A 25,312-nucleotide genomic window follows, 5' to 3' on the forward strand; every position below is an offset into this window, starting at 1 on the left:
GAAATGAGTGCTCTCCGCCGTGAAAGGATTGGCGATGTCCTATAGCCTTGGGTTCGACTGGCTCTGGGGCGGTGCGGGAGCGCTCGCATATGGTGCGGGCATGACGCTTTTCCTGATTGCCTGCACCACCGTCTTCGGGACGGTGCTCAGTGTCTTCGGTGCTGCTGCGCGAAGAGGTCGGTTCGGCTGGTTGCGACGGGCAGTTGGCATCTATGTTGAAGTGATCCGAAACACGCCGTTTCTTGTCCAGCTGTTCTTCATCTTCTTTGGCCTTCCAAGCATTGGAATCCATCTCGATCCTGTAACAGCGGCAATACTCGCCATGACCCTCAACATGGCGGCCTATACGACCGAGGTCATAGGCGCGGGCCTCGATGCGATCCCGAAAGGGCAAAGCGAAGCGGCCCTGGCGCTGGGGCTGAAGCCGAGACACGTGTTTTTCAAAGTCGTCCTGCCCCAGGCGCTAAAGGTAATCTTCCCGGCCCTGACAAGCCAGATCGTCATCATGATGCTGGAATCAGCCGTGGTCTCACAGATTTCCGTTCGGGAACTGGCGCAGGAGGCCGATCTTTTGCAGGCCCGCACGTTTCGTTCATTTGAGACTTATCTGGTCGTAACGATGATCTATCTTGCCATGTCGGCAAGCCTCAGGCGGTTGCTGATCGCTGGCGGTCGTCGGTTTCTTGGGGCGGGAATATCATGATCGAGTTCACGTTCTGGGATATTTTGCGCAATCTTGCCTTCGCGACTCGTTGGACGGTTCTCTTGTCGATCGCCGCCTTTGTCGGCGGGGCAACGGTCGGCATGGCAATCCTCTTTGCTCGGATATCGCAATCCTTTTGGCCACGGCGGTTCGCGTCAGGCTACATAGCGCTTTTCCAGGGAACACCTCTGCTCATGCAGCTTTTCCTGATGTTCTTTGGATTGCCCATGTTGGGATTCCGGATTGAGCCTTGGACGGCTGCCGTGTGCGGGCTGACGCTTTATGCCAGTGCCTATCTGGCCGAGATATGGCGCAGCGGTGTTGAGGCACTTCCGCGTGGCCAGTGGGACGCGGGCGCAAGCCTTGGTCTGCACCGCCTGCAGGAACTTCGGCTTATCATCCTGCCACAGGCTTTCCGGATAACTCGCGCGCCGACCGTCGGGTTTCTGGTGCAGCTGATCAAGAGCACCGCCTTGACGTCCATTCTCGGCTTTGAGGAACTGATGAGGACAGCAAATGCGATCAACAACGCCACGTTCGAGCCCTTCAAGGTTTACGGCCTCGTTGCTGCAATCTTCTTTGCCCTGTGCTATCCGTTGACCGAGTACGCGCGAAAGCTCGAGAGAGACGCCCCAATTCGTTGATAACGGCTTAGGGAGAGACCTTACGGATTTCCTGTATCGCACCAGCCATAGATTGGGACCATCCGTTAGCTGGGCTTCCTGCCGGCCTCTATTTTGCCGGCCTTGACTTTGCCTCCGCGCTCAACTCAGGCAGCATTTTGGCGATCGCGGCTCCTCGCCTAATCGAACGCATCGCAAGACATTTATGACGGCGTCCAACATGGGCGGAGGCGTCGCCGTCAGCCAATTTCTGGTACACGCCATCTGCGTCCGTTTCATCCCCTTGGCGACATTGCCGTTGAGCGACGCAAAGGGCTCCCGTGATGGCAGCCGCGACAATCGGATCTCCGTCATCTTCTCCGCTTCAGGTTACTGTCAGCAACCCTCTCCAAAACGCGCGCTTGCAGTGGAGTGGTGAAGCTGATGAAAATGCCCGGACATATGAGCTCGCTGCGGCCGAGGATCGGAAGCGTCCCGCTCTGCATACTGGCAAGCGGCTACATCCTCCTATTCTGCAACAACACGTTCTGGCGGAAGGCAACCGACTATCTCGGAAGCGGAAGCGGTTCGCTATGGGCGTTGTACCTCGCGATGCTGGCCCTGTTCGTCGCCGTAATTACTCCATTTTCGACCAAGTACCTCGTCAAGCCGGTTTTGATCTTCCTGATCCTCGTCGCCGCCTTGGCGTCCCATTTCACTGACACGTTTGGGGCGCTTTTCGACAGTGACATGATCCGCAACGCGATGGAGACAACGCCTGCGGAAGCGCAACACCTGATCACGTCCGAATTCATTGTTCACGTTGCCATCTTCGGGATCCTGCCATCTCTTGTGATCGTCTGGGCGAAGGTTGATCACCGCCCGTTCATGAGAAAGGTTTTCTGGAACCTGACAGCAATCCTCGCCTCACTCGCGATCTTCGGAATCTGTGGCGTGACCTACTCGCGGGAGTATACCGCTGCCGTCAGACAACGGCGAGACATCGCAAAGAGCGTCAATCCCGTCGCGCCGATTGTCAGCACCGCCCGCTACTTCATGAGCGCCGGGAAAGAGGCAGCACTCGTTGTTCAGACCGTCGGAGCAGACGCCACAGTCAAACCGTCAGAACCGCCGATCAACAAGCCGCGGGTTACGATAATTGTCGCCGGCGAGACTGCGCGCGCGGAGAATTTTTCGCTTGGTGGATATCCCCGCGAAACCAATCCGCGCCTCAAGGCCGCAAATGTCATCTATTTTCCAAATACAACCAGCTGCGGCACGGCTACCGCGACCTCTATTCCCTGCATGTTTTCGCGGTTCACTCGTGCGGATTTCACCCACGCAAAGGCTATGGCGAATGAATCACTTCTAGACGTGCTGGCTCATGCAGGAATTGGCGTTGCCTGGTTCGACAACAATACGGGCAGTAAGGGCGTTGCTGATCGTGTCCAATACCTCGACTTGGCGAATTCGAAAGATCCGCGATTCTGCCAGGGAGGCGAGTGCCTGGACGGCATCTTCCTGGACAAGCTTGATGGCTGGTTGGACCATGTCAAAGGCGATAGCGTTCTGGTACTCCATCAGCTGGGCAGCCACGGACCCGCTTACTATCTACGATATCCCGAACATCAAGGTAGGTTCGTTCCCGACTGCCGTACCCCTGAGCTTGGCAAGTGTTCGACCGGGAAGATCGTCAATGCCTATGACAATTCGATCCTCTATACGGACGACTTCATCGCGACCGTCATCGACCGCCTCAAGTCCCGTTCGGGCAAGATGGCGACGGGCCTGATCTACATGTCCGATCATGGGGAGTCCCTCGGCGAGAAGGGGCTCTACCTTCATGGAACACCGTACATGTTTGCTCCCTCGCAGCAGACGCACGTGCCGTTCCTAACGTGGTTTGACAACGACTTCAGTAAGTCGATGGATCTGGACACGGATTGCCTCCGAAGAGAGGCACTTGGCACGACGTCTCACGACAACCTGTTCCACAGCGTGCTCGGTATGATGAACGTGGAGACGTCGGTTTACGACAAGCGGCTCGACGTATTCGCAAAGTGCAGAAGTCGAAATTCGTGAACATCGTTTCCACGCGACAGCAACACAACAGATAGGAGCGCGATCGGGTGAATGTGCTTGTCGTCGAGGACAACATCGACATCGGGGACGCGGTATCGTCTCATATCGTGGCTGATGGGCATTGCGTTGACTGGTGTGTGAACCTGAAGGACGCTGCCTGTCGACTGACATCGAAGAAGTATGACCTGGTGCTTCTGGACCTGTGGCTGCCGGACGGCAATGGCCTATCCCTCCTGCGAGCTATCCGAAGGGAAGGTGACAAGACCCCGGTTATCATCATGACGGCGCAGGACCAATACAGCGATCGACTGGCGGGAATTGAGGGTGGGGCGGACGATTTCCTCGTCAAACCTTTCGACCTAGACGAACTCTCCGCACGAATGAAGAAGATCAGGCGATGAGGCGGGCGTATCACGCAATGAAATGGCCGTTTGGCAAAGCGCGCGCGAGTGAACTCGGCAGTTGCCGATCGGTCAATGTCCTTTGCTTTGCCGCTGTTGGCTACCGCAGGTCTCTTCCATTTCTTGCTTGAAGTCGGTGAGGACGACAGCGGGCTTGGGATCAGACTTTCCTCCTTTCGTCGAAACGCGCGGAGGATGTTGGCCTGCCTCTCGGACCTTCCTGGATCACGACGGCGATGGGGACGCCTCTGTGGAGTGGCGGTTGTTCAGTGCATTACCATGGGCACGGTCGGTCTTTCTGTGGTTTCACGCCGACCGGTCGAAGCCCTGTCCCTTCCTGTTTTGCTTGCAGGCGACTGGCTATCCAGCAACAGCCTGACGTTATAGGCCCGTGGCGACGTTGTGACCGGTCTTTGGCGGTCGGCAATGCAAGTTTTGCGAGCGGTCACGCCATGGTTTCGGGGGCAACCTATCTGGCACAGGCAATTGTCGCCTCCCGATTCCTAGGTGTGCCAGCTTAGTACGTGTGGTGCTCGCGGCTCTTTGGGCGTTCGCGTGCTTGCTCGCCTTCAGGCGTTGCATTCCGCCAGCGGTGTCAATGGCGTCGCTTTCAGGTAGCCGTCAGAATACCGTGACAAATTCGCGGCGCGCCGGGTGTGCAGGGGAAAAGCACGCCCTTTTGACATTGCTATACATTTGGAGCGGACATGACCGATAAGTCTAGCCGTCTTGTGCTGCATACAAATTCGCGTGACGAGGTGTTTGCCGACGAACGCAATGCTGTTGAGGATTTCTCATTCAACTCCACCGTCGCGAATGTCTTCGATGACATGGTGAGCCGCTCGGTCCCGTTCTACGGAGAGATGCAGCGGATGGTTTGCGAGTTGGCCCGGGACTTTGCTCAGCCTCAGTCCAACCTCTACGACATTGGTTGCTCGACGGCCACGACGCTCCTCGCACTCGACCATGTCGTCGACAACCACGTGGACTTCGTCGGTATCGACAATGCCCCGGAGATGCTCAAAAAAGCTGCCGAGAAGATCGAGGAGTCGGGAACAAACCGATCTATCGAGCTCGTCACAGGCGACCTTCACCGCGGCTTCTCCGTGGAAAACGCCAGCGTCGTGACGATGTTGTTAACTTTGCAATTTGTACGTCCGCTCTTCCGCGAGCGGGTCATGAAAACGATCTACGACGGTCTTAACGAACACGGATGCTTGCTGCTGATCGAGAAGTTGACCAGCGAGGACACGACCTTCAACAGGCTCTTCATCGACCACTATTACGACTTCAAGCGGCGTAACGGGTATTCCTCGATCGAAATATCAAAGAAGCGGGAGGCGTTGGAAAACGTTCTCATCCCTTACCGCCTCGAGGAGAACACCCAATTGCTCAAGGAGGTGGGCTTCAAGAGCACGGAAGTGTTCTTCCGTTGGTATAATTTCTGCGGCATCGTCGCGGTTAAGTGAGACAAGAAGCCATGAAGGATCTCATGCTGTCGATCGGGAATTTCTTTTTCAAGTATCGAAACCAGGCGTTTCCACTCATCATCGTCGCATTGTTTGTCGCTGTGCCGCCGGCCGCAACGGTTCTGGGCAGCGCGACGCTCGAACAGTGGAAAGACGCCGCCGCACTGCTCATCATATCCGCCGGTTTGATACTGCGCGCAACCGTGATCGGTTATGCCTATATCAAGCGTGGCGGCCTGAATAAGCGGGTCTATGCCAAGGACCTGGTCACGGAAGGCATGTTCGGTGTTTGCCGCAACCCGTTGTACGTTGGGAACATGCTCATCTACTCCGGGCTCTTCCTGTTCCACGGCAATCCAGTGGTCGTTGCCGTCGGATGCTTGTTGTTCGGGTTTATCTACCAGTGCATCATTTACGCGGAAGAGGAGTTCTTGGCCGACAAGTTCGGGGAGGCCTACAGCGCGTACTGCCGGGACGTCCCCAGGTGGGGGCTCAAGCTGAGTGCATTCTCGGCATCCACGGAAGGAATGGCATTCAATATCAGGCGCGTTATTGCCAAGGACTACTCGACGATGTCGTCAACGCTGATCGCGCTGTTGGCTACCGAGTTCTACAGGGTGGCGGCAGATTCCATATCGGATCAGGAGCTCTCTTATGCGATGGTACTTGTCGGGCTTTTCGTTGCGGTGATTGTGCTTACTGGTCTGGTGAGCTCGATGAAGAAAATGGGTGTCTTTGACGAACTGAAAGCCGCACGCTGAAATCTTCTTCGTGTGAGTTTCCTCGGGCCGAACTGCAGGGCTGGCTAAGGTTCTGGAGTTCGGTTTTGAGTTTTGGAGGCGCGCGAGAGTGTCCTCGCACTGGGCGATCTTGAAGACCGTATCGACTGGCCGGCTGCCGGTTTTCACCGACGAGCCGACGACGCCGAGCATTGTCTGCCTGCCAGGCGTTCTGTCGTGAACGGCTTCCACATATGGTACCCCCCGGGTGACGGTAACTGAGCGCTTAGGGGCAGCCGGAATGCGAAGGAACGTTAAAGTGCCCGGTGTGGTGCTACTAACCTGGTACTTTGAACAGCGCGCGTGCACGATCGACCAGCTTGCGCCCGACGGAGCGTCTCGGCATTTCAAAAATGATGTTGAAGAGGCGGCGGTAGCTGTCGTCGGGAGAGGTAAGTGCTGTAGCGCCGTGCCAGGCCGACGACGTGTTCTTGAAGAGAAAGCTGTGGTTGTCGGTGATACGAGCCGCAGTGCTCGTCTCGAAGTCCGCGAAATCGGGATTCATAGCTTCGATCTTCTTGCCGCCGAGTACCAGCGTGGCGCCCCCCCACTCGGGATTCCAATCATCGCTCGTATTGAAATAGAGAATATGCGTCCCGATCTTTGGTGGGGTGTCGAGATGCGGCGAGACCTCGGATCCCCGCGAGCCAACGTGCCAGGCATAGCGCGGGATGAATGTGGAAACTCCGAGCGCACGGCGAATGAAACGTTGGTATTCTTTGCTCGTCTCTAGTTCGTCCAAGAAACCCTGCCAGGCCGTGGGCAGTTGTTCGCGACCGACAACGCCACCCGCTTCCGCTGGCCTGTCTCTATGATAGATCGAGTCCTCGTAGGCCAGATAGTGGCGGTTGTGTGGGCGCTGACCATGAGATCGACGTATATTGTTGTGGTGTTCGAACAGCTCAAGCGATGGGAAGTTGGTATAGAGGGACTGAAATCCCTCCTGGGTCAAAAAGCCTCCAATGTTCTCCCAAGGAAAGGGTGCCCTTTTCCTGAACGCGTCAAGGTCGAACTGCCGCAGCAGTTCGTAGTCAATAAAAGTCCCCTTCATAAAATGCCCCTCCGCTGCCTCTTTCCCCAAACCAGTATTTCAAAAATTGCGTAAATTGCTGACCCGAACCTGAAGGGGGCGTCGTAGGATGTTGATTTGCTCGCGCTGATTCAGAATTGCTGCTGTTGCGGGCGAGGCTTCGGCTCATTCACTGGCGGATCAGCATATGCAGCATCGACTCCAGTGCGCGAACCTCGCCCTGAGGGCCCTGACGAGGTGAAGGTTGTTGGGGACATTCTTCCGATTCGGCTACGATCGCGATTTCGCTCGGCCCCTTGTCCGGAATGGACGGCCCAGGCGGAGAGTCCAAAGTCACTATATGCGGCGACCTGGCCTGCCCCTTGGCGGCCGCCAAGTAGAATTAACGATCATGGCGCGTCGCTTCTGGTGTGATGCCGTTCTGTGCGGTCGGCGTGTCTTCTGCGTGCAGTTCGAAATGTCGGCCATTTCCCGGAAAGTGACGTTCCTGAAACGGTTATATGGGTCAGGCGGTTGGTGGGCGTCATCTCGATGCGAACGGAGTCCCTCGGAAGCGATGGCGGGTGCCACGACAGGCGACCGTGTTTCGACCGGCCAAAGGCCTTTCGGCTTCTAGTTCTAAGAGATCGCCACCGCCGGGGCAGAGTTCGCCGATCTTCGAGGACGGCACCCCGTCGTACTGTGCAAGACGGATGGATTGGCGAGTCGGCCGAAAAATCCAGCCTAACCCCTTAGCCCGAAATGAACTTCCAGATTTTCCCAGCTCTTATCCATGGCATATGCTGCCGAAAGACGAGGGATACCCACATGGCCAAAATAGTAAGATAGCTGCCGCTCGGCGGCTTCTTCGTCGCGCCCAGCTATCCGACTGACGTACAGTGCTGAAGCAAGTCCCGTACGATCTGCACCTGCCTGGCAGTGAATCAGGATAGGCTTCGGAAGGCTTGCCATGAGCGCTACAAGACGGTCGGCCTGCTCAGGTGTGAGAACCTGGGAGGCCGACATCGGGTAGTCAACATGCTCGACGCCAAGTTTGCCCGCGGTCGCGAGTTCCGCGGAATACCATGTTCCCTTGTCGCCACTCGCACGCAAGTTGATGATCGATTTGATATCGTGGCTGGAGACATATCTCTCAAGTTGCCGGGGAGTTGGTTGAGCCGAGCGATACAATTGCCCTTCAATCACTGTGTGGAAATTGCCGGAAAGTTGAAGATAAAGCGGATAGCAACCGACCGCCGTTCCCACAGCAATCAGGCAAGCGAAAATCACCGAAGTACGTTTTGACATCAATGTTCCGCAGGTTTTGACAACTCACGGCCAAATGCCAGCCGAAGCTGACGGAGGCCTGAAGGACCGGGACTAGAGTGCTGGAAGCTGCACCGAAATCTTGACGCCAGGACTATTATCCTCAATCTCGATCCGCGCCCCGTGCAGATCGGCTATCGCCTTCACAAGGCTTAGTCCGAGACCGCTTCCCGGCCTCGTCCGGCTTTTGTCGAGGCGGTAGAGCCGTCGGAATACCTTGTCGCGCTCGGGGGCGGGTATACCGGGACCAGTGTCGGCTACCGTGATGACCGCGATCGGACCATCGCGCCGCAGGGAAACGTTGATAACGGTGTCCGGAGGGCAATGCGCAATGGCGTTCTCAACCAGATTTACGACCATTTGAACCAGCAGTTCGCGGTCTCCATTGATGTATGTCTCTCGGCACGGCTCGACGATCAGCCGTTGGTGATTGTCCTGCGCGACATCGGTGTAGACGTCCTCCACGAGATCAAGGAGTTCGCCGAGTCCTACCAAGCTGAAGCTCAGGCGGCGCGCGCCTGCTTCAATCTGTGAAATGCGCAACAGCGCTTCAAACGTCGCGTTTATCTGATCGCACTCGTCATGCGCCTCGTCGAGAAACCTCGCGACGTCATCTTGTTCGCCGTGTGCTTGGCGTGCCTCCTCCAGGGTCAGCCGCAGGCGGTTGAGTGGTGTCTTCAGTTCGTGTGCGATGTCCGCGCTAACCTGGCGCATGCCTTCGACCAGTCCTGCAAGCCGAACGAGTGCGTCATTGATCTGCTTGAAGACGTGGTCGAGATCATCATCTGCGTTTCGCAGCGGTATCCGGCTTTCCAGCTGCCCATTTGACACTTCCAGCATCGTCCGGGCAACGCCATCCAGGCGCTTTTGCGCCCGGCTTGCAAGGAATATGCCTCCGCCGACCGCCGCAAGGACAGCGAGGACCGCAGCCCAGATCAGGCTGACGAGCACCGTCCTCAGCATGGAGTCCATCTGCGCGAAGCTCCTGCCGACAACGAGCGTATTCTGGCCCAGTTTGGCTCCCTGCAGCCGGTAGACGGTGCTACCCTTCAAGCCGAGATCGGCCGATGTCACGGTAAAGACGCCCTCCGGAAGTATCGGCGCCTTGAAATTGCCAGCCAGTTTCTTCCCGGACCCATCAATCAAGGAGTAGACACCGTCGTCAGCCGGTTTGAGATTAGCATAGCTGTCGAGGGTGGTGACCAAGTCCTCAATGTCGTCAGGCGCATAGGTCGAGGAAACGACCTGGAACGTGTCGTTTAGCGCGGTGTCGAGCTGGGCGTTGAGGCCGTTGCGGAGCAGGTGATACATGATGCCACCAGTTGCTACCACTGTCAGGATGAACAGCAGCGCGAACGATAGCGCCAGGCGAAACGGCGTGCTTCGTCTGAGGTTAGTTAGGCGCATGCAGGCTATATCCGGTATGACGGACCGTGTGCAGCAACTGCGCTTGAAACGGCTTATCAATTTTGGCGCGAAGGCGGCTGATGTGCGTTTCAACGACGCTGGTTTTGGGATCGAAGTGGAAATCCCAGACCTTTTCGAGCAGCATGGTCTTCGTAAGCACGCGACCTTCTCCTCGCATCAGGACTTCGAGCAGTGTGAATTCCCTTGGTTGAAGCTCGATTGCCTGTCCAGCGCGCCTTGCCTGCCGTCGGATCAGGTCGAGTTCAAGGTCGGCCACCTTTAGGACCGTCTTCTGCTCTTGCACGGGAGGGCGTCGCAAGAGCGCATTGACCCTTGCGAGCAACTCCGAGAAGGCGAACGGCTTCACCAGATAGTCGTCGCCGCCCGCGTCGAGCCCCTCGACCCGATCATCCACGCCGCCGACCGACGTGAGAAACAGGGCAGGGGTGCTGACCCTGGCAGCGCGCAGCGACCGGACGATCGACAAACCGTCCAATCCCGGAAGCATGCGGTCGACGATGACGACATCGTACTCTTCCCGTTGTGCCTGGAAGAGGCCGTCTCGCCCATCCTTCATGACATCGCAAACATGTCCCGCCTCTCCGAAGCCCTTGGCAAGGAAGTCAGCTGTCTTGCGATCGTCTTCGATAACTAAAATCCGCATCAGATTCGCGTGCCATAGTTACCTGACCGCTGTCTGAACCATTGGCTTTTCGCCAATCTTTCGGAAAGCACACGGATCCGAAACGTGACGGATCTCGCGACCTTACGAAACCGTATGGTTGTGGCAAGGCGCCTGTATACGACGACGCATAGTGTCCCGCTACTGCCGCTCTGGGCAGCGGAGAAATCCTCAAAGGACACTCATCATGAAAACGATTGTTGCCGCCGCTGTTCTCAACGGGGTCGCTGCGCTTGGCTTCCTCGCTCTCTCCATTCCTGCGCATTCGGCCGTTCCCTGTGAAGAAATGCTGAAGGACATGCGCGCTGCCAAGGCCGGGGCGAAGCTCAGTGACGCAGACGTGCAAAAGGTCAACGACCTCGAAACGAAAGCGGTTGAACGCTGCAATGCAGACGATGACATCCGTTCGGACAAGTTCCTTGCCGACGCAATGAAGATCATGGGCAAGTAAAGGAGCGGGCAGATGAAAGCGCTGGCACAGACCGCCCCCGTAAACCGGGTCCCCGAGGTCACCATTGATTTCTGGTTGATCAAACTCATGGCCGTAACAATGGGCGAGACGGCAGCGGACTATCTCGCAGTCAACCTCGGCCTGGGCCTGACGGTGACGTCGGTCATCATGACAGTGGTCCTCGTCGCGGTCGTGGCAATGCAATTCGCACAGAAGCGCTATGTGCCTGCGAGTTATTGGGCGGCGGTTGTGCTGATCAGTATTGTCGGTACGCTTATCACGGACAATCTGGTTGATAATTTCGGGGTTCCGCTCGAGGCAACCACCATTGGATTTTCAATCGCACTCGCTGTGACGTTTTCGGTCTGGCTTGCGGTCGAACGCACACTGTCGATCCACACGATCTATACGATGCGACGCGAGGCGTTCTATTGGCTGGCTATCCTCTTCACATTTGCATTGGGCACGGCGGCGGGGGACCTGATCGCGGAAACGTTTGACTTCGGCTACCTGACCACAGCCCTCCTCTTTGTGGTGGTCATTTGCGTTATTACTGCGGGCTATGCCCTCGCGGGCCTTAATTCAATCGTGGCGTTCTGGCTTGCCTACATATTTACCCGCCCGTTGGGTGCCTCTTTGGGTGATCTGCTGTCACAACCACTTGAATACGGCGGGTTGGGCTTCGGAACGACCTACACGAGCCTGCTCTTCCTCGGGCTGATCGTCGGTATCGTGATCTATATGACGCTGTCCCAAAGCTCGAGCGAGCCGACAGAAGCAACCCGTTAACTGTCGCAAAAGGTAATCGTCGGTATGATTTGCCGGTTCAGGTGTTTGTCAGGCTGATGATGGATACGCGACAATCTCAGGCTTCATTCGTTGAGATTTGAATATGGCGCACATGGGCCAGTCCTCTTATACGCCAGCCCCTCCGGCTACGGCAGTACTCGCACTAATCGGCGCATGGTTCGCGTTGCTGGCCACGTTTTATCTCCATCCTTCCCTTGACGTCGAGGTGTCCTCGTTCTTCTTCACCGGCCCACTTTGTGAGGCAGCTCTTCCAGATTTTGTCTGCGGGTACTTCCCACTTCGTCGACTGCAGGTCGTCGAACACGTAAGGCAGATCCTGTACGTGCTTCCATACGCAGCAGCAGCGCTGATTGTCGTGGTCGGTGCGAGTGGCATTCTTTCAAGGGAAATTCGCAATCGCATTCCGATGGGCAGGCTGGTGGTTGCGATCGTAAGCCTTTGCTTGGGGCCGGGGCTAATTGTAAACGGGTTTCTGAAATCCTATTCGGGCAGACCTCGGCCTGTACAGACGAGCCTCTTCGGCGGCCCCTTCGATTTTGCAGCAGCCGGGACGTTCGTTGGCGAGTGTGCGAAGAACTGTTCCTTTGTCTCTGGCGAAGCCTCCGGGGCAGGGTGGCTGCTCTGTCTTCTCTTCCTGCTGCCGTCCCGTATTCGCCTGTGGGTTGGACCGCCATTGGTCGCAGGCTCGTTGATAATGGCAGGTTTGCGTGTCGCAGTGGGTGCACACTACGCGTCTGATGCCTTGCTTGGCTGGCTCTTGGCGATCATTCTCTTCATGGCATTGCTGATTGTCGAAGCCCGGATTGCCGACAAGCTGAAAGTCGGCTGGCCGCGGTGAACGCCCAGCCTATACGGCGCGGCGTGTTAATCCGGGAGTTCTGGCGGGTTCGCTCGAAAGCCTGTCGTAGCCGCTGCCGACAATCGATGGTCATATCGAGCTATCTCGCACACATGGGGTTTGTGCACACATGGGGTTTGTATTGAAGCACTCTCGCATTCAACAAACGGCTCGCATGTGCTAGGGACAGACTATGAAAATCCTGATCGTTGAAGACAATAAGGAACTTGCCGACTGGCTCGGCAAGGCGCTTCGGCAAGCCCAGTATGCAGTGGACATCGCCTTCGACGGCGAAGATGCCGAGTTGATGCTCAAGGTCGCGAGCTATTCGGTCGTCATTCTTGACCTCTCCCTTCCCAAGATCGATGGCATGACGCTGTTGAAACGCATTCGTCAAAATGGCGAGAAGGTGCCCGTGATTATTCTGACGGCCAATGCCAGCCTTGACGGTCGGGTGGCCGGGCTTGATGGCGGCGCGGACGACTACCTCGCAAAGCCCTTCGAAATCGCGGAACTGGAAGCCAGGATCAGAGCGGTCGTACGACGCGGGCAAGACAGGGCCGCGCCTGAAATCATGGTGGGCGATCTGAGATTTGCTGGCTCAACGCGTCAGTTCTTCATCGGCGGTGAACCGCTAGCCCTTACTCCGCGCGAACACGCGGTGCTGGAATACTTGGTTATGAAGGTGGGAACCACGGTGTCAAAGGCCACGCTGTCCGAAAGCGTATTCGGTTTCGATGACGAGGCCGACCCGACTGCAATCGAGATTTATGTTCACCGTCTGCGCAAGAAGCTTGAGAGAAGCTCAGCGCAGATCGCGACGTTGCGTGGTCTAGGCTATCTGCTCCGAGATGCACAGTGATATGCAGCTGGCGTGGTACAACTATCCGCGGTCGGTTTTCAGGCGGCTTCGCGAAAGCCTGCGAGCGCAACTGCTTGCGTGGGTGATCCTGACGCTCTTCGGCGCGATCTGTTTCAATCTTTACGACAGCTTCCGAACCGCAGACGCCGCATCGAAGCTTGTTACAGACCATACGTTGCTTGCCTCGGCCCGCGTCATCGCGGAAGCAGTGCGCGTTGACGCAGGAGGTACAGTTGAGGTTGATATCCCGCCTGCGGCAATCGAAATGTTCGATACCGGATACGGGGATCAAGTCTTCTACCAAGTCATTACGGCCTGGGGAAATCTCGTCGCGGGCTTCCCCGAACTACCGTTGCCGACCGTCGAGCGGGTAGGGCAGGATCGTGCCTTTCGTAACGCCGGGATACGAGCGCTGACGTTGAATCACCCGGTCGTTGGCCTCCCCAAAGACGGCGAAATCGCCGTGACGGTTGCGGTCACCCACAACGCTCAGTATGCGTTGCGGCGCCGTCTGTGGTTCTCGGATTTCACGAAGCAGGTTGTCCTCGTACTCCTCGCGGGCGTTGTCACGATTATTGGTCTCCAGCGTGGGCTCGCTCCCGTGCTTAGGTTGCGCGATGCGGTTCGTGAGAGGGGTCGAGATCGGCTCGACCCCTTGTCACCGTCGATGGTACAATCCGAGCTGCGCCCACTGGTTCTCGCGCTCAACGACCATATGGAGCGGGTCCAGAACCAAATGGCCGCTCAAAGGCGATTTGTCTCGAACGCAGCACATCAACTCCGCACGCCCCTTGCGCTCATTTCAACGCAGGCCAGCGTTGCGGCAAGGGAGAAAAATACAGAGCGCCGCGATGAGGCCCTGCAGGCGCTTCGCAACAGCACGCACCAGATATCGCGGCTTGCCAGTCAGCTCCTGACCCTGTCGCGGGCAGAGCCTGGAAGCAGACGGCCACGGACAGACGTTGTCGATCTCGTCGCCGTTGCAAGGGAGGTACTCGGCACGCAAGCCGAGGAAGCGCTTCGCCGTGGCATCGACATCGGGCTGGAGGAAAATGGTTCAGTCGATGTTGAGGGCGACGGCACCATGTTGCGGGAGATGCTGGTAAACCTCGTTGACAACGCCATCCGCTACACGCCTGCGCCTGGCCGGGTCACTGTGGGTGTAACGCGACAAAATGGGACAGCCGTGCTTCGTGTCGAGGACAACGGGCCGGGAATTCACCCAATGGAGCGCGAGCACGTCCTCGAGCGCTTCTATCGCATTATCGGCACCGAAGGGGAGGGAAGCGGCTTGGGGCTAGCCATCGTTCTTGAGGTTGCGACGGGTGCTGGTGGAACCGTTTGGCTGGATGGTGCCAAGGGTGGCGGACTGGTGGTAACGGTTAGGCTGCCTGCAAGAGCCAAACACTGAGCGTGTTAGCAGGCCCCAACATGCTCAGCCTCGCAGGAGACCAGGCTGACAGGGCAAGGTCGTCAAGTTGAAGGCCCTTCAGCCACCCGGAGGCTGGACTGTCCAACAGATGGTTGGCTAGGACCAAAAAAATAGGGCCATCGACAGTCGAGGCCCAAGGTGTGGAGGTTTGAAACCTCCAGAGGGGAACGGTCGGCGCATGGGATGGGAGGTATTACCCACGTTAACCACCGACTACACAACATATACGGGCATTCTGTCGATAAAGCAATGGACCGGATCCATCCCTGGGGAACTCTGCGCAGCTGAATAACACGCATAGGTAAGCATCGATCCGTCCTGGTTATCGATGCTGGCGCTGCATTGACGATAAGCGACGACACACTGCGCTTGTCTACGTCAGCAGGTGGCCCTTGCGGAGGGTTTATCAGAAAGGGTCCTACAAGGGGCTGGCTGCCCACGAGGAAAGATGCTGCCCCAGTTGCAGCGCTGGATCAGTGGGCGGGTCGGAGACCTCGTAGCTTTGATTCTTCAGACATGCCGTCGCCTGGCACCGAATTTGAACGACGACTCTCTGCGAAGGAGGAATCTCTAAGCGTTTACAGGTGTCTGATGATCGCCATCTATTGCTCTAAATCAACAGGTTATTGCGGTTGACGTAAGAAATAGATGAGGCCGGGCCCGTACGAACCCAGCCCCATGGTCCTTGGGAGGACTAGCTGCTTATTGCGTGTCGATGTGCTGTTGCGGCCGCCATTTCGCGAGCCTGTTTTCGATCAACGTCATGATGAATTCGGCGAAAAGCGTAACGACCATCACAAGCAGGATCGCGGCATACATTCCAGCAGCATCGAATGTTCCTTTTGCGATTGAAATCAGCTGGCCGATGCCGAACCGAGCTCCGACGAACTCGCCAACAATCGCACCGATAATCGCGAAGCCGAAGGATACGTGCAGGCTGGCGAAGATCCAGCTCATGGCGGAAGGAATCACGACTGTGCGCGTTACTTGCCAGTCAGATGCTCCCAGGATGCGAGCATTGGCAATCATGTTGCGATCTGCCTCGCGGACGCCCTGGAAGGCGTTGGCGAACACCACGAAGAACACCATGATGAAGGCGAGGGCAACCTTGGACGGTAGCCCAAGGCCCATGATCATGATGAAGATTGGCGCGAGAACAACACGCGGGATCGAGTTGATCGCCTTGATATAGACCGAGAAAATGTCCGACAGGAACTTGTTGCGGCCAAGGCCGATGCCGACGAATACGCCGGTGATCGATCCCGCGAAGAACCCGATCAGGGCTTCTTCCATTGTGACCCAGAGATTGTACCAGAGCGAGCCTTCGGTGGTCCCCTGGGTCGCCCATTCGTAGAGCCGCTGCATCACCTCGCTGGGGCTCGAATAGAAGAACGGATCTATCCAGTGCATGTTGGAGGAGAGCTCCCACATGCCGACGACGGCTACCAGGATAAATACCTGCCAGAAGAGAACGAGGTTCTTCCGGCGCTTTATGGCTTTCAGCGCAGTAGCTTCAATTTCGGCATCAGAGGTGCCGGCGGAGAAGATTGGCGCGGTTCGGGCCTCGAAAGTCGTGTATGCCATGTCTGATTTCCTCCCTTAGGCTGCTTCGCTTGCGCGCCTATAGCTGGTCTCGACCTCTTGCCGCAGGTCGTCCCAGATCGTCTTGCAGTAGTCGATGAAGGTCTGGTCATAACGGATCTCAGACACAACGCGCGGGCGGGGCAGGTCGATCGTGTAAACCGACTTCACGGTCGCCGGACCTGCGGTCAGCACGTAGACCTTGTCGGCGAGCGCGACGGCCTCTTCGAGGTCGTGGGTGACGAAAATGACCGACGCCTTGCGGTCCGCCCAAAGCTTCAGGAGTTCTTCGTGCATTACAGTGCGGGTCTGGACGTCCAAGGCCGAGAACGGCTCGTCCATCAGCAGGATTTCAGGTTCGTTGATGAACGTCTGCGCGAGCGAAACGCGCTTGCGCATTCCACCGGACAACTGATGGGGATAGTGATGGATGAACTTGGATAGCCCGACGCGTGCGAGCCAATCCTTTGCACCCTTCTCGGCTTCAGTCCGCGACTTGCCACGGAAGAGCGGGCCGGACATGACGTTGTCGAGGACATTCTTCCAGGGAAAGAGAGCGTCGGTCTGGAACACGAAGCCAACACGCGGGTCTATGCCGTTGATTGGGCCGCCCATCAAGCGAACTTCACCTGCACTAGGCTTCGCAAGACCTGTGACCAGATTGAGAGTGGTCGACTTGCCGCAACCCGTTGGGCCGACGACCGCAACGAACTCTCCGCGGCCAACCGTCATGTTGAAATCGCGCAGTGCCGTCAATGACTTTCCGGTCGGGGAAACAAAGCGACGGCTGACATTGATCAGCTCGATCGCGGGGATCTGCTTGTTGTCCTGATTCATGGTGATACCTGTGCGTGGTTTTGGGGGCGCACACGCGATGCCCAGGGTGGGAGCCACTTCCGACTGGACGGAAGTGGCGCAACGTGACTTACTTTACGTTCTTTACGAACTCAGTCGTGTAAGTCTTTGACAAGTCGATCTGCTTGCCTTTGACGTTCTTCGAGAATTCCGAAAGGACCGCCAGGACTGTCTTGGGGCCGTCTTCCGGCATCACGCCGTCTGGCGTGAACATTCCCTTGCCCTGGTCGAGTGCCTTGACGTACCCGTCCTTGTCGCCGACGTAGAAGTCCTTAGGCATCTTTTCAGCGATCTCGGCCGCCGAGTGCGTGTTGATGTAGCGGAGTGTCTTCACGAACGCATTGGCCAGCTTCTGGGCCTCGTCCTTGTGAGCATCCGCCCAAGAGGTTTCGACGTAGAACGATGCCGCCGGATAGGTGCCGCCAAGCGCCTGTCGCGTAGCCTCGACGGTTCGCATGTCGACGAGGACAGTTGCTTCTCCTGTCTTCAACATGCGCGAGATCGTCGGCTCGGTCGTCATCCCACCCTGGATCTGATCCTGCTGCATGGCGGCGATGAATGTCGCGCCTGCGCCTACCGGGATGGTGACGACGTCGCCGGGCTGCAACCCAGCCTTCGAGGCCATGTAGAGGGTCAAGAAATTGGTGGACGAGCCAAGGCCCGTTACGCCAAGGCTCTTACCTTTGAAGTCTGCCGGCGACTTGATGTCCGGTTGCTTCGTGGAGACGAGCTCAACTTCGCCTGGTGCCTGGCTGAACTGGACGATGGACTCGACGAACTTGCCCTTGGCCTGAAGGTCGACGCAGTGGTCGTAGAAACCAACAACGCCCTGGACGGCACCGGCTAGCAATTGGTTCTCGGCGTCGACGCCTGCGGCTTCATTCAGAAGCTCGACGTCCAGGCCTTCATCCTTGAAGTATCCGAGGGACTCGGCGAGCTTTGCGGGCAGGTAGATCTGCTTCTCGTAACCGCCAACCATGATGGTGATCTTGTCAGCGGCGCGGGCCGTGGATGCACCAAACGACGCGGCGGCGATCATTGCGGAAACAGCGATGCTATTAAAAAGACTGCGTGACGAACGCATTAAGGTCTCCTCCAGTATGAGTTACGCATCGCCTGTCATCACGATACAAGTGCTTCCTCCACGATGCAGCTCGTTGGTAGCCGCTCGAAGCTTTCAACTAGCTTTCAGTGGTTCGGCTAGCGCGATAGGGCCTTCGTAGAAAGGCACAATCTTACGAAAGCGTATAATCGTGGACAGAGTGCGGAGATTTTAAGGGCCGGTGTTATTTGCGATTGCCACGACCCCCGAGGCCTCGATGAGTTTTCGTTCCCGCCCAGAAAACATCACACGCCCGGCACGTGCCGGCCCAGGCCCCACACCTTTCTGATCAATCTCGATCGGTCAACGGATCGGGGAAAACGCATGGCGTTTCTTCTCAGCCGCATCGGACTCGCTTTCGAAAGGGTATCGGCGATAGATGGGCCAAGTTCCAGCATCCGATCGACTTCGACGAACGCGGCCCGCGACACCGACGCAGACCAAATCCCTACGAGATTGGCTGTTTTCTCGGCCACGTCGAGTGGTAATCCACTCGTTTTCAACGGAGCTCCGCGGTAGAATTCACGCGGCCATTTCAGTTCGGTGCGGGCTTGATGCCGCCGATGCCCATACTGGGCCGTTCGTTGTTGTAGGTTGATAGCCACTGCGTGGCAAATTTCGGTGCCCCCTCAATGCCTTCGATGATGTGTTGGTCGAGCCATTCATGTCGGACGGTTCGGTTATAGCGTTCGACATAGGCATTCTGCTTCGGCTTGCCCGGTTTGGATGCGGCTCAATGCAATCCCCCGTTTCTCCACCCATTCCATGAGCTTGCCGCGCCAGTCGATATCGATTTCAGCAGGACGACCGTGGGCGCTTTGGTTGCCTTCTAGCGACGGCAACATCAACGACTTTAAGACTGCTTTGTCTCGCGGTGACATGAGCCTCGTCGGCTGTAGCCGGCTGCCGACGGTTTGACGACGCTATCCCGCTCGTCGCCTTTGGCAACACTATCTCGAAGATCGCTCCCCGACCTTGATGGTTCTTGCCAGAAAGCTCCCCTCCAGCACGCTCTACGATACGGCGAGAAAGAGAAAGGCCCAAACCCATACCCGAAACTTTAGTCGTCGAGAATGGGACAAAGAGGTTCTGCAGCATAATCTCCTCGATACCAGGTCCCCGATCCCGTACTCGGATAGAAATACGATTGTCAGTACGCCGAGCGCTGATCGCGACAATCCGGTCTTCGGCGTCAAGATGCTCGCCCACCTCCAACGCATTGCGAACGAGATTGTAAACGACCTGTTCGAATTCAACTCTGCCGATTTTGCAAAGCAGCGGTTCCTCGTCGAAATCGAGTGCGAGTTCGAAACCACACTCTGCGAATAAAGCTTCCATGAGGGTGGCAACCTCACGTATCGCCGCAATTATGTCGGTGCAGGCGGTGTCTGTTGGCTTCGGGCTTACGAAGCTTCGAACATTTCTGATGATTTCGCTCGCTCTCTGCGCGTCTTTCACGTTCGAGGAAAGAATACTCGTCACGTTCGTCTGGGGTGTCGACATGGCATCCATCAACTTCACACCAGTTTGGCTGTTAATGAGAATGGCTGTCAGTGGCTGAATCAGCTCGTGAGCAATTGCCGCCGCCATTTCCCCAATCGCGTAGACTCGCGACGCATGTTCGTGCCGCTTTTCCAGTTCAAGGCGGTTTATATTCGCTTTTGCGAGTCGCTCGGCCTCTCGCAGGCGCCGCGTGACCTGGCCTTGGTGGAGAGCATAGGAAGACAGACCCGCTATAAGTATGGAGAATGTGGAGAAGACGTACAGCATGCTGTTGTCGAAAATCGCGTCCAAGGCGATTGGTTTTTCGACATTGATGCTCGTTTTCAAGAAATTGTCGTTTGGTTTTTGATATATATCGCCGATATAAACCTCAATACGGCGTTCTATTGTTGATAGTATAAGCGAATTGTTCCTTTTTGTGGATACATTGGAGAACAAAGTCAATTCTCCTGACGTCCAGGTAACCTTTGGGCAATTATCTACTAAAGATGGCTTGAGCATTTCTCGAGAATCGATCGTTATTATGACAGAGAAATGATTTTTGTAGTTACGGACGTGCTCAATAATGTAGTATTTGTTCTGTAATTTACTATCAACAACAACTTGCACTTGACCATGGTGGCCTCCTAAAGCCTCAAGCAGCTTTGCAGATTTCAGTATCGGGCTCTCCCTTTCGGTGGGCACTTGCACGATAGGTTTCAGTCGCACCTTCTCGTCCGGCTCCATTTCATACCACGCTATGCCAGATATTTGCGGGTACCGGGCGTGGAGGTTCTCCGCGAGATTCGTAAAAGACGCGATAGAACGGCTACGTGGAGCGTCCGCTACCATCGTAAGTGATTGCATGAAGCCAAAGTTCTGGCTGTTCCGACTAACTGCCAGACGCTCAAGGCTTTGGGCGTAGGAAGCAATGTTGTTCTCAACTTTGTCTATATGGAAAAATATCAATACTACTGTAACTAGAAACTGCAGAGCGACCCAAATCAGGATGGCGGGCAATGCCAAATTAACTGCGGTTCTCAATCGCTGGGAAGCAAACAAGCTTGCAATCTCTGAAGTTAGAATAAAGTTACAGGTCGTCGGGAGCGAAGGTGGCGCTGACGACGAATGCACGCATCGGTATATTTACCTAGATACAACCTCTAACAATTGCTGACTTAAGAATTTATTCTCGATGCGGCAGATGATGATGGAATGAAATGGCTCAGCGAAATCCTCGATCGTGAAGGGTCGGGGAAGGAGACTGTCCTTCATTGGTTTAAGAAGGTCGAGCAGGATATAGCCCGGCTTCAAAGGTCAGTCCGTCGACCTGCATACTCGGTAGTATCGCATCCCTCACCGATTCATCGTCCTCATTGAGATGCAGCGGATTTCGGCGGCGTCTCGGTGTCTTTCTTCCTCACCCAAGTCAGCTACCTATACGGATGCTAACATCTGAATATGGACGAACTCAGCAACGGACCGTGTGCCCAGTTTGGTGGAAATGTTGGCGCGATGTGCATCGACGGTTCGGGTGGAAATAGCAAGCACCTTCGCAATCTCTTTGGTGCCGAATCCGCGACACAACAAGTCGAATACCTCCCGCTCTCTCAGCGTGAGCTGATGCACCAGAAGGCTCGCTTCGTCGCGTTCCAGGAGTGTTTCCAGTTGTGCAAATGCTGGCTTGAGCGCTTCCCGTAGCTCGTCGCCACCAATGGGCTTGCATAGGAAATCGACCGCGCCGGCGCGAAATGCCGCTCGGCAACTCTCAAGATCTCTGGTTCCGGTGACGACAATGATGGGCCAGTAAATGCACGCCTTGGTCAACTCCGTTTGCAGTTCCAACCCACCCTTCGTCGGCATATGTAGATCAAGCAAGATACAGCCCGGCTTCAAATTCGGCAGACTGGAAAGAAAAGCGTTGCAGTCGGGAAAACCCATGGCGATCAACCCGTCGACGTGCAAATTCAGCAGTATCGCATCCCTGATCGATTCATCATCATCGATGAGATAGACCGGATTTCGCTGAACCATTTACGAATACCATCACAACTGCATTAAAAATGAAATCTCAGGAAGATACCGCGTTTCCATCTGCAATTGGTAGAGGCGCCGGGTAGGTAAACATACCGATGCGCATGTTGCTGAGCTGCTAAAGCCGTCTATTTGAGGGGACCGATCTCGGCGCGCCCAGCGTTGCGGCGCTTGCCTTTAGTCTTCGCGCATTGCTGAAGTTGGGTGGTAGCGTTGCAAGGGGACAGCAGCGTCACAAGACTTTCTGTTTGTAAGCTTGCACGACCGCCTGAACCCTGTTGTATGCATTCAACTTGCGCATAGCCGATTTTAGGTACGCGTTAATTGTTGATCCGGACAGGGACAGGATGATCGCAGTTTCTTCACTGGTCTTACCCGCCGCCGCCCAGCGCAGGCACTCGATCTCGCGTTGAGATAACGGCGATCTTTGTCTTGAGGCAACGGATTGCCTGAAGTAACTGTTAATTGCAGCAAGGCACTTCATCAGTACAGAATTGCTATTATGGTATTGATGCGGGTTTGACGTAAATATTAATAGATATTTACTGTCTTCCGGGTCGTATATGCAGAAAGCGTAAAGTTTGTTTCCCAAATTGGACATGATGAATACTGAATCGTTGCAATTTTCTATTCTGGTTTCTAGCTCCATTTCCATCGGCAACGTCGAAAACTTGACAAGATCCAGGAGTTTCGTTTGGAAAACGCTTTCCTTGCATATTTGAAGAATGGCGTCCTTTGACCAATCTGTGCCAATAAGCATGTCAGAAAAATTGGCAGTGCCAGCGTCGGGAAATTTGAGGACGGCATACGATCTGAAATGCTCCTCGTCGCATATCTTTTTTAGATCGGCGCAGAGCGTAGCAGTGCAAGGGTGCTTAACGAACAGCGTCATACGGAAATGCACCTAGTTACTTGGCCGGAATCCGCACCACACCCGCCATTCGGCTGTAGTCTGCAAAGGCGGCCCGCGTCTGAAGTAGCCCATCAAAAACCGCTTGGAAATGTTCTCTAAATTCGCATTTGAAATCTCCTTGCCGGTGGATGTGGCACAGCATTCTTACATCCCGCTTTCCCACTTGTATGTTCGTAGCTTTACCTACGTGGATCGGCGCGGCTTAGCGCGAACCTCTGCTGCTGTCTCAGCGCTCATCGGCGCGTTTGGAGCTGCTGGCGTCTTCTCTCATTGGCAGCCCCGGTGCAGTGGACTCGCCAAGACACCTCGGTTCCAGTCGATAAGGCCATGCACCGAAGTCTGTTCTACCAGGCGCTTAACCCCAATGGGTAAGGCCTTGCTGTCAGTTGCTCATCGGAGTGGCATTGAATTTCTCCTTGGTGAGCGGATCTGCGGTCTGAGCCCATAGCAGCCGGATCCGGACAGCTCGCCGTGCTTCAGAAGGAACTTCGCATACCCGCCACGCAAGATGCCCTCGCTTCTCGACTGATGACAATTCCGGGTGTCGGCGCAATTTGCGCCACAGCGCTGGAAGCATGAGCGCCGCCGCGGAGCAGGCTGTAGACTGCCGCGTCAATCACTCGGTGAGACCGGCTTTGCGCAGGCCGTCCACAACGCGCTCGAAATCGGCAGGGTTCTTGTAGGGCAGCACTTTGCGCCTGTGCTCCAGTGAATAATCAGGATTGATGCGGAACACTCCGTCCCACTCCTCGCGCGCCTCCGCGAAGCGGCCCAAGTGACCATAGCTCGCCGCTAGCAACACGCGTGAGATGTCGGTGCCGGGATTGCGCACAAGCCGACGCTTCAGGAAGGCAACGGCTTCCTCGTACCTGCCCAACTGAAACATCGCCTGCGCGTGGAAGTGCAGGAAGATGTCGGGATAATATGGATTCAGCGCAACTGCGCGCTCGAAACAGACGAGGGCCTCGTCGGACCGGCCCGCATAATGCAGAGCGTTGCCGAGGCTTTCATGGCCCTCGGCAAGATTGGGGGCAAGCGCGATCACGCGTTCAGCCTCGCGGATGGCCACGTCAAGTCGTCGCAGGTACAAGTTGGTGACGCCCAGCGCCCAATGCGCGTAGGGATATCGATCGTCGAGCGCGACCGCCTGCGTCGCAGAAACGATCGCCTGTTGCAGTGACTTCGAGGGCGATTGGCTCCACGGGTTGACGTAGGCCAGTGCCTGCGCCACGGCGAGGAACGCGTGGGCCGGGGCAAAGTTGGGGTCCAGATCGATGGCGCGCTGCAACAATTGCTGGCCCTCAACATTCTGCTCTCTCGTGAGCCGCCACATGTGTTCACGACCCCGCAGGAAGCAGTCATAGGCCTCCAGATTTTGTGTCTGCTCGGCCGCGAGGCGCTGCTGGTCTCCCGCCGTCAGCTTGAGTTCCAAAGCACCGACGATCTGCTGCGTGACGTCATCCTGCACCGCGAAGATATCGCTCAGGTCGCGATCGAAACGCTCAGCCCACTGATGCCCGCCAGTGGTCGCATCGATGAGCTGCGCGGTGATCCTTACCTTATTGCCTGATTTGCGAACGCTTCCCTCCAGCACGTAACGCACGTTGAGATTGCGCCCCACCTCCTGCACGTTCACGCTCCGGCCCTTGAAAGTAAATGATGAGTTGCGAGCAATGACAAACAGCTGCGACAGCTTCGATAGCGCAGTAATGATATCTTCGGAGATGCCGTCGGCGAAGTACTCCTGCTCGGCATCGCCGCTCATGTTGACGAAGGGCAGCACGGCAATCGAAAGCTCAGGCGGCGATTCGGCCGGAGCATGAGCCACGGCGCCTGCGCTTACTGCTGGCTTTGCCTCCGCAGCGGCACTGACCTGAAGCGAATAGACCCGGATGGGCTCGGCGATGTTCTTGAGCTGCATCACTCCAAGATCGCTGACGGAGAGATCGAGCCTCGCCTTGACCTGGCGATAGGCATCCTCGGACAGGCAAATGGCGCTGGGGGTCGCGATACCCTCGAGACGGGAGGCAATGTTGACGCCATCACCCATCAGGTCGCCATCGCTTTCCTCTACTACGTCCCCCAGATGGATGCCGATCCGGAACTCGATGCGCCGATCCTGCTGAACGCCGGCATTGCGCTCGGCCATGCCATTCTGTACCTCGATGGCGCAGCGCACGGCATCGACAACGCTGCGGAATTCGACCAGCGCTCCATCTCCGGTGCGCTTGATAACGCGGCCATTGTGCACGGCGATGGTTGGATCGATCAGGTCGCTGCGCAGTGCCCGCAACCTTGCAAGGGTGCGATCTTCGTCCTCGCTGGCGAGCCGGCTATATCCGACTACATCAGCGGCCAGAATTGCAGCCAGCTTGCGATTCTCGCTCATAGGGTCATCCCCCATCTCCACGATAGCAGGAAGACAGAGACAGGAGAACGTCCGCTCGGAGCGATCTCTTCTGAGATCAGGTTCTCTGGTGCATCTGCGACCT

At 56.4% G+C, this 25,312-nt stretch carries 22 protein-coding genes and 1 pseudogene; 11 read left to right on the forward strand and 12 right to left on the reverse strand.

From position 1 onward, the window contains the following. Positions 1-34: 34 nt before the first annotated feature. The 6 genes from AF71_RS18285 (at position 35) to AF71_RS18310 (ending at position 6,018) form a co-directional block, all read left to right on the forward strand. Complete coding sequence (locus AF71_RS18285) at positions 35-703, forward strand: amino acid ABC transporter permease (RefSeq protein WP_169682437.1); 669 nt, start codon at positions 35-37, stop codon at positions 701-703. Continuing rightward, positions 700-1,347 (forward strand): amino acid ABC transporter permease, encoded by a 648-nt coding sequence (locus AF71_RS18290; protein ID WP_169682438.1) that lies wholly within the window; start codon positions 700-702, stop codon positions 1,345-1,347. Before AF71_RS18285 ends, AF71_RS18290 begins: the two co-directional genes overlap by 4 nt. Before the next feature lie 402 nt (positions 1,348-1,749). Beyond that, positions 1,750-3,387, forward strand: coding sequence for a phosphoethanolamine--lipid A transferase (locus AF71_RS18295; RefSeq protein WP_169682440.1), 1,638 nt, complete (start codon positions 1,750-1,752; stop codon positions 3,385-3,387). 47 nt (positions 3,388-3,434) lie between these two features. Further along, positions 3,435-3,788, forward strand: coding sequence for a response regulator (locus AF71_RS18300; protein WP_169682443.1), 354 nt, complete (start codon positions 3,435-3,437; stop codon positions 3,786-3,788). 707 nt (positions 3,789-4,495) lie between these two features. Continuing rightward, entirely contained in the window at positions 4,496-5,257 is a 762-nt protein-coding gene (cmoA, locus tag AF71_RS18305) for a carboxy-S-adenosyl-L-methionine synthase CmoA (protein WP_062370145.1), read from the forward strand. A gap of 11 nt (positions 5,258-5,268) precedes the next feature. Then, positions 5,269-6,018 (forward strand): isoprenylcysteine carboxylmethyltransferase family protein, encoded by a 750-nt coding sequence (locus AF71_RS18310; protein WP_169682445.1) that lies wholly within the window; start codon positions 5,269-5,271, stop codon positions 6,016-6,018. Between the two features lie 295 nt (positions 6,019-6,313). Here the strand turns inward: AF71_RS18310 and AF71_RS18315 are convergent, their stop codons facing one another. The 4 genes from AF71_RS18315 to AF71_RS18330 all read right to left on the reverse strand — a co-directional run bounded on the left by AF71_RS18315 (position 6,314) and on the right by AF71_RS18330 (position 10,442). After that, positions 6,314-7,087 carry a 2OG-Fe(II) oxygenase gene (locus AF71_RS18315; protein WP_169682448.1) on the reverse strand — a complete coding sequence of 258 codons (774 nt, stop codon included), beginning with the start codon at positions 7,085-7,087 and terminating at the stop codon, positions 6,314-6,316. A gap of 702 nt (positions 7,088-7,789) precedes the next feature. Further along, on the reverse strand, positions 7,790-8,353 hold the full coding sequence (locus AF71_RS18320) for a dual specificity protein phosphatase family protein (RefSeq protein ID WP_192303017.1): 564 nt from the start codon (positions 8,351-8,353) through the stop codon (positions 7,790-7,792). Positions 8,354-8,425: 72 nt separating this feature from the next. Further along, positions 8,426-9,778: a HAMP domain-containing sensor histidine kinase gene (locus tag AF71_RS18325; protein ID WP_029792627.1), complete on the reverse strand. Its 1,353-nt coding sequence runs from the start codon at positions 9,776-9,778 to the stop codon at positions 8,426-8,428. Next, complete coding sequence (locus AF71_RS18330; RefSeq protein ID WP_018859085.1) at positions 9,765-10,442, reverse strand: winged helix-turn-helix domain-containing protein; 678 nt, start codon at positions 10,440-10,442, stop codon at positions 9,765-9,767. Before AF71_RS18330 ends, AF71_RS18325 begins: the two co-directional genes overlap by 14 nt. 205 nt (positions 10,443-10,647) lie before the next feature. Here AF71_RS18330 and AF71_RS18335 point away from each other — a divergent pair, with 205 nt between their 5' ends. The 5 genes from AF71_RS18335 to AF71_RS18355 all read left to right on the forward strand — a co-directional run bounded on the left by AF71_RS18335 (position 10,648) and on the right by AF71_RS18355 (position 14,832). Then, entirely contained in the window at positions 10,648-10,911 is a 264-nt protein-coding gene (locus AF71_RS18335) for a hypothetical protein (RefSeq protein WP_169682450.1), read from the forward strand. Positions 10,912-10,923: 12 nt separating this feature from the next. Beyond that, positions 10,924-11,700: a hypothetical protein gene (locus tag AF71_RS18340; protein ID WP_169682452.1), complete on the forward strand. Its 777-nt coding sequence runs from the start codon at positions 10,924-10,926 to the stop codon at positions 11,698-11,700. 112 nt (positions 11,701-11,812) lie between these two features. Further along, positions 11,813-12,559, forward strand: a complete 747-nt coding sequence (locus AF71_RS18345) for a phosphatase PAP2 family protein (RefSeq protein WP_246733730.1) — start codon at positions 11,813-11,815, stop codon at positions 12,557-12,559. A gap of 193 nt (positions 12,560-12,752) precedes the next feature. Then, entirely contained in the window at positions 12,753-13,421 is a 669-nt protein-coding gene (locus AF71_RS18350) for a response regulator (protein ID WP_018859089.1), read from the forward strand. Position 13,422: 1 nt separating this feature from the next. Then, positions 13,423-14,832 (forward strand): sensor histidine kinase, encoded by a 1,410-nt coding sequence (locus AF71_RS18355; protein ID WP_169682456.1) that lies wholly within the window; start codon positions 13,423-13,425, stop codon positions 14,830-14,832. A 723-nt stretch (positions 14,833-15,555) separates the two neighbouring features. On the opposite strand, the gene AF71_RS18360 is transcribed toward AF71_RS18355, so the two are convergent. From AF71_RS18360 to AF71_RS18395, 8 genes and pseudogenes are all read right to left on the reverse strand, one after another. Beyond that, positions 15,556-16,437: an ABC transporter permease gene (locus AF71_RS18360; RefSeq protein WP_018859091.1), complete on the reverse strand. Its 882-nt coding sequence runs from the start codon at positions 16,435-16,437 to the stop codon at positions 15,556-15,558. Between the two features lie 15 nt (positions 16,438-16,452). Continuing rightward, positions 16,453-17,271, reverse strand: a complete 819-nt coding sequence (locus AF71_RS18365) for an ABC transporter ATP-binding protein (RefSeq protein WP_169682458.1) — start codon at positions 17,269-17,271, stop codon at positions 16,453-16,455. Between the two features lie 88 nt (positions 17,272-17,359). After that, positions 17,360-18,373: an ABC transporter substrate-binding protein gene (locus tag AF71_RS18370; RefSeq protein ID WP_029792636.1), complete on the reverse strand. Its 1,014-nt coding sequence runs from the start codon at positions 18,371-18,373 to the stop codon at positions 17,360-17,362. 553 nt (positions 18,374-18,926) lie between these two features. Next, positions 18,927-19,167: pseudogene (locus tag AF71_RS18375) on the reverse strand (transposase); the annotation flags it as partial. A gap of 19 nt (positions 19,168-19,186) precedes the next feature. Beyond that, on the reverse strand, positions 19,187-20,935 hold the full coding sequence (locus tag AF71_RS18380; protein WP_169682460.1) for an ATP-binding protein: 1,749 nt from the start codon (positions 20,933-20,935) through the stop codon (positions 19,187-19,189). A 375-nt stretch (positions 20,936-21,310) separates the two neighbouring features. Beyond that, the gene (locus AF71_RS18385) at positions 21,311-21,907 is read right to left on the reverse strand and encodes a response regulator (protein WP_025659561.1); all 597 of its coding nucleotides are present in this window, start codon (positions 21,905-21,907) and stop codon (positions 21,311-21,313) included. A 232-nt stretch (positions 21,908-22,139) separates the two neighbouring features. Beyond that, complete coding sequence (locus tag AF71_RS18390; RefSeq protein ID WP_049809254.1) at positions 22,140-22,799, reverse strand: helix-turn-helix transcriptional regulator; 660 nt, start codon at positions 22,797-22,799, stop codon at positions 22,140-22,142. A 637-nt stretch (positions 22,800-23,436) separates the two neighbouring features. After that, positions 23,437-25,209, reverse strand: a complete 1,773-nt coding sequence (locus tag AF71_RS18395; protein WP_169682462.1) for an adenylate/guanylate cyclase domain-containing protein — start codon at positions 25,207-25,209, stop codon at positions 23,437-23,439. Between the last annotated feature and the right edge of the window lie 103 nt (positions 25,210-25,312).

The sequence above is a fragment of the Rhizobium sp. 57MFTsu3.2 genome, from assembly GCF_012932765.1.
GTDB classification, from domain to species: Bacteria; Pseudomonadota; Alphaproteobacteria; order Rhizobiales; family Rhizobiaceae; genus Rhizobium; species Rhizobium altiplani.

Coding starts and splice junctions, on each gene's coding strand:
- AF71_RS18285 (WP_169682437.1), top strand. CDS start 35: ATGTCCTATAGCCTTGGGTTCGACTGGCTCTGGGGCGGTGCGGGAGCG.
- AF71_RS18290 (WP_169682438.1), top strand. CDS start 700: ATGATCGAGTTCACGTTCTGGGATATTTTGCGCAATCTTGCCTTCGCG.
- AF71_RS18295 (WP_169682440.1), top strand. CDS start 1,750: ATGAAAATGCCCGGACATATGAGCTCGCTGCGGCCGAGGATCGGAAGC.
- cmoA (WP_062370145.1), top strand. CDS start 4,496: ATGACCGATAAGTCTAGCCGTCTTGTGCTGCATACAAATTCGCGTGAC.
- AF71_RS18310 (WP_169682445.1), top strand. CDS start 5,269: ATGAAGGATCTCATGCTGTCGATCGGGAATTTCTTTTTCAAGTATCGA.
- AF71_RS18315 (WP_169682448.1), bottom strand. CDS start 7,087: ATGAAGGGGACTTTTATTGACTACGAACTGCTGCGGCAGTTCGACCTT.
- AF71_RS18320 (WP_192303017.1), bottom strand. CDS start 8,353: ATGTCAAAACGTACTTCGGTGATTTTCGCTTGCCTGATTGCTGTGGGA.
- AF71_RS18325 (WP_029792627.1), bottom strand. CDS start 9,778: ATGCGCCTAACTAACCTCAGACGAAGCACGCCGTTTCGCCTGGCGCTA.
- AF71_RS18330 (WP_018859085.1), bottom strand. CDS start 10,442: ATGCGGATTTTAGTTATCGAAGACGATCGCAAGACAGCTGACTTCCTT.
- AF71_RS18335 (WP_169682450.1), top strand. CDS start 10,648: ATGAAAACGATTGTTGCCGCCGCTGTTCTCAACGGGGTCGCTGCGCTT.
- AF71_RS18340 (WP_169682452.1), top strand. CDS start 10,924: ATGAAAGCGCTGGCACAGACCGCCCCCGTAAACCGGGTCCCCGAGGTC.
- AF71_RS18345 (WP_246733730.1), top strand. CDS start 11,813: ATGGGCCAGTCCTCTTATACGCCAGCCCCTCCGGCTACGGCAGTACTC.
- AF71_RS18350 (WP_018859089.1), top strand. CDS start 12,753: ATGAAAATCCTGATCGTTGAAGACAATAAGGAACTTGCCGACTGGCTC.
- AF71_RS18355 (WP_169682456.1), top strand. CDS start 13,423: ATGCAGCTGGCGTGGTACAACTATCCGCGGTCGGTTTTCAGGCGGCTT.
- AF71_RS18360 (WP_018859091.1), bottom strand. CDS start 16,437: ATGGCATACACGACTTTCGAGGCCCGAACCGCGCCAATCTTCTCCGCC.
- AF71_RS18365 (WP_169682458.1), bottom strand. CDS start 17,271: ATGAATCAGGACAACAAGCAGATCCCCGCGATCGAGCTGATCAATGTC.
- AF71_RS18370 (WP_029792636.1), bottom strand. CDS start 18,373: ATGCGTTCGTCACGCAGTCTTTTTAATAGCATCGCTGTTTCCGCAATG.
- AF71_RS18385 (WP_025659561.1), bottom strand. CDS start 21,907: ATGGTTCAGCGAAATCCGGTCTATCTCATCGATGATGATGAATCGATC.
- AF71_RS18390 (WP_049809254.1), bottom strand. CDS start 22,799: ATGACGCTGTTCGTTAAGCACCCTTGCACTGCTACGCTCTGCGCCGAT.
- AF71_RS18395 (WP_169682462.1), bottom strand. CDS start 25,209: ATGAGCGAGAATCGCAAGCTGGCTGCAATTCTGGCCGCTGATGTAGTC.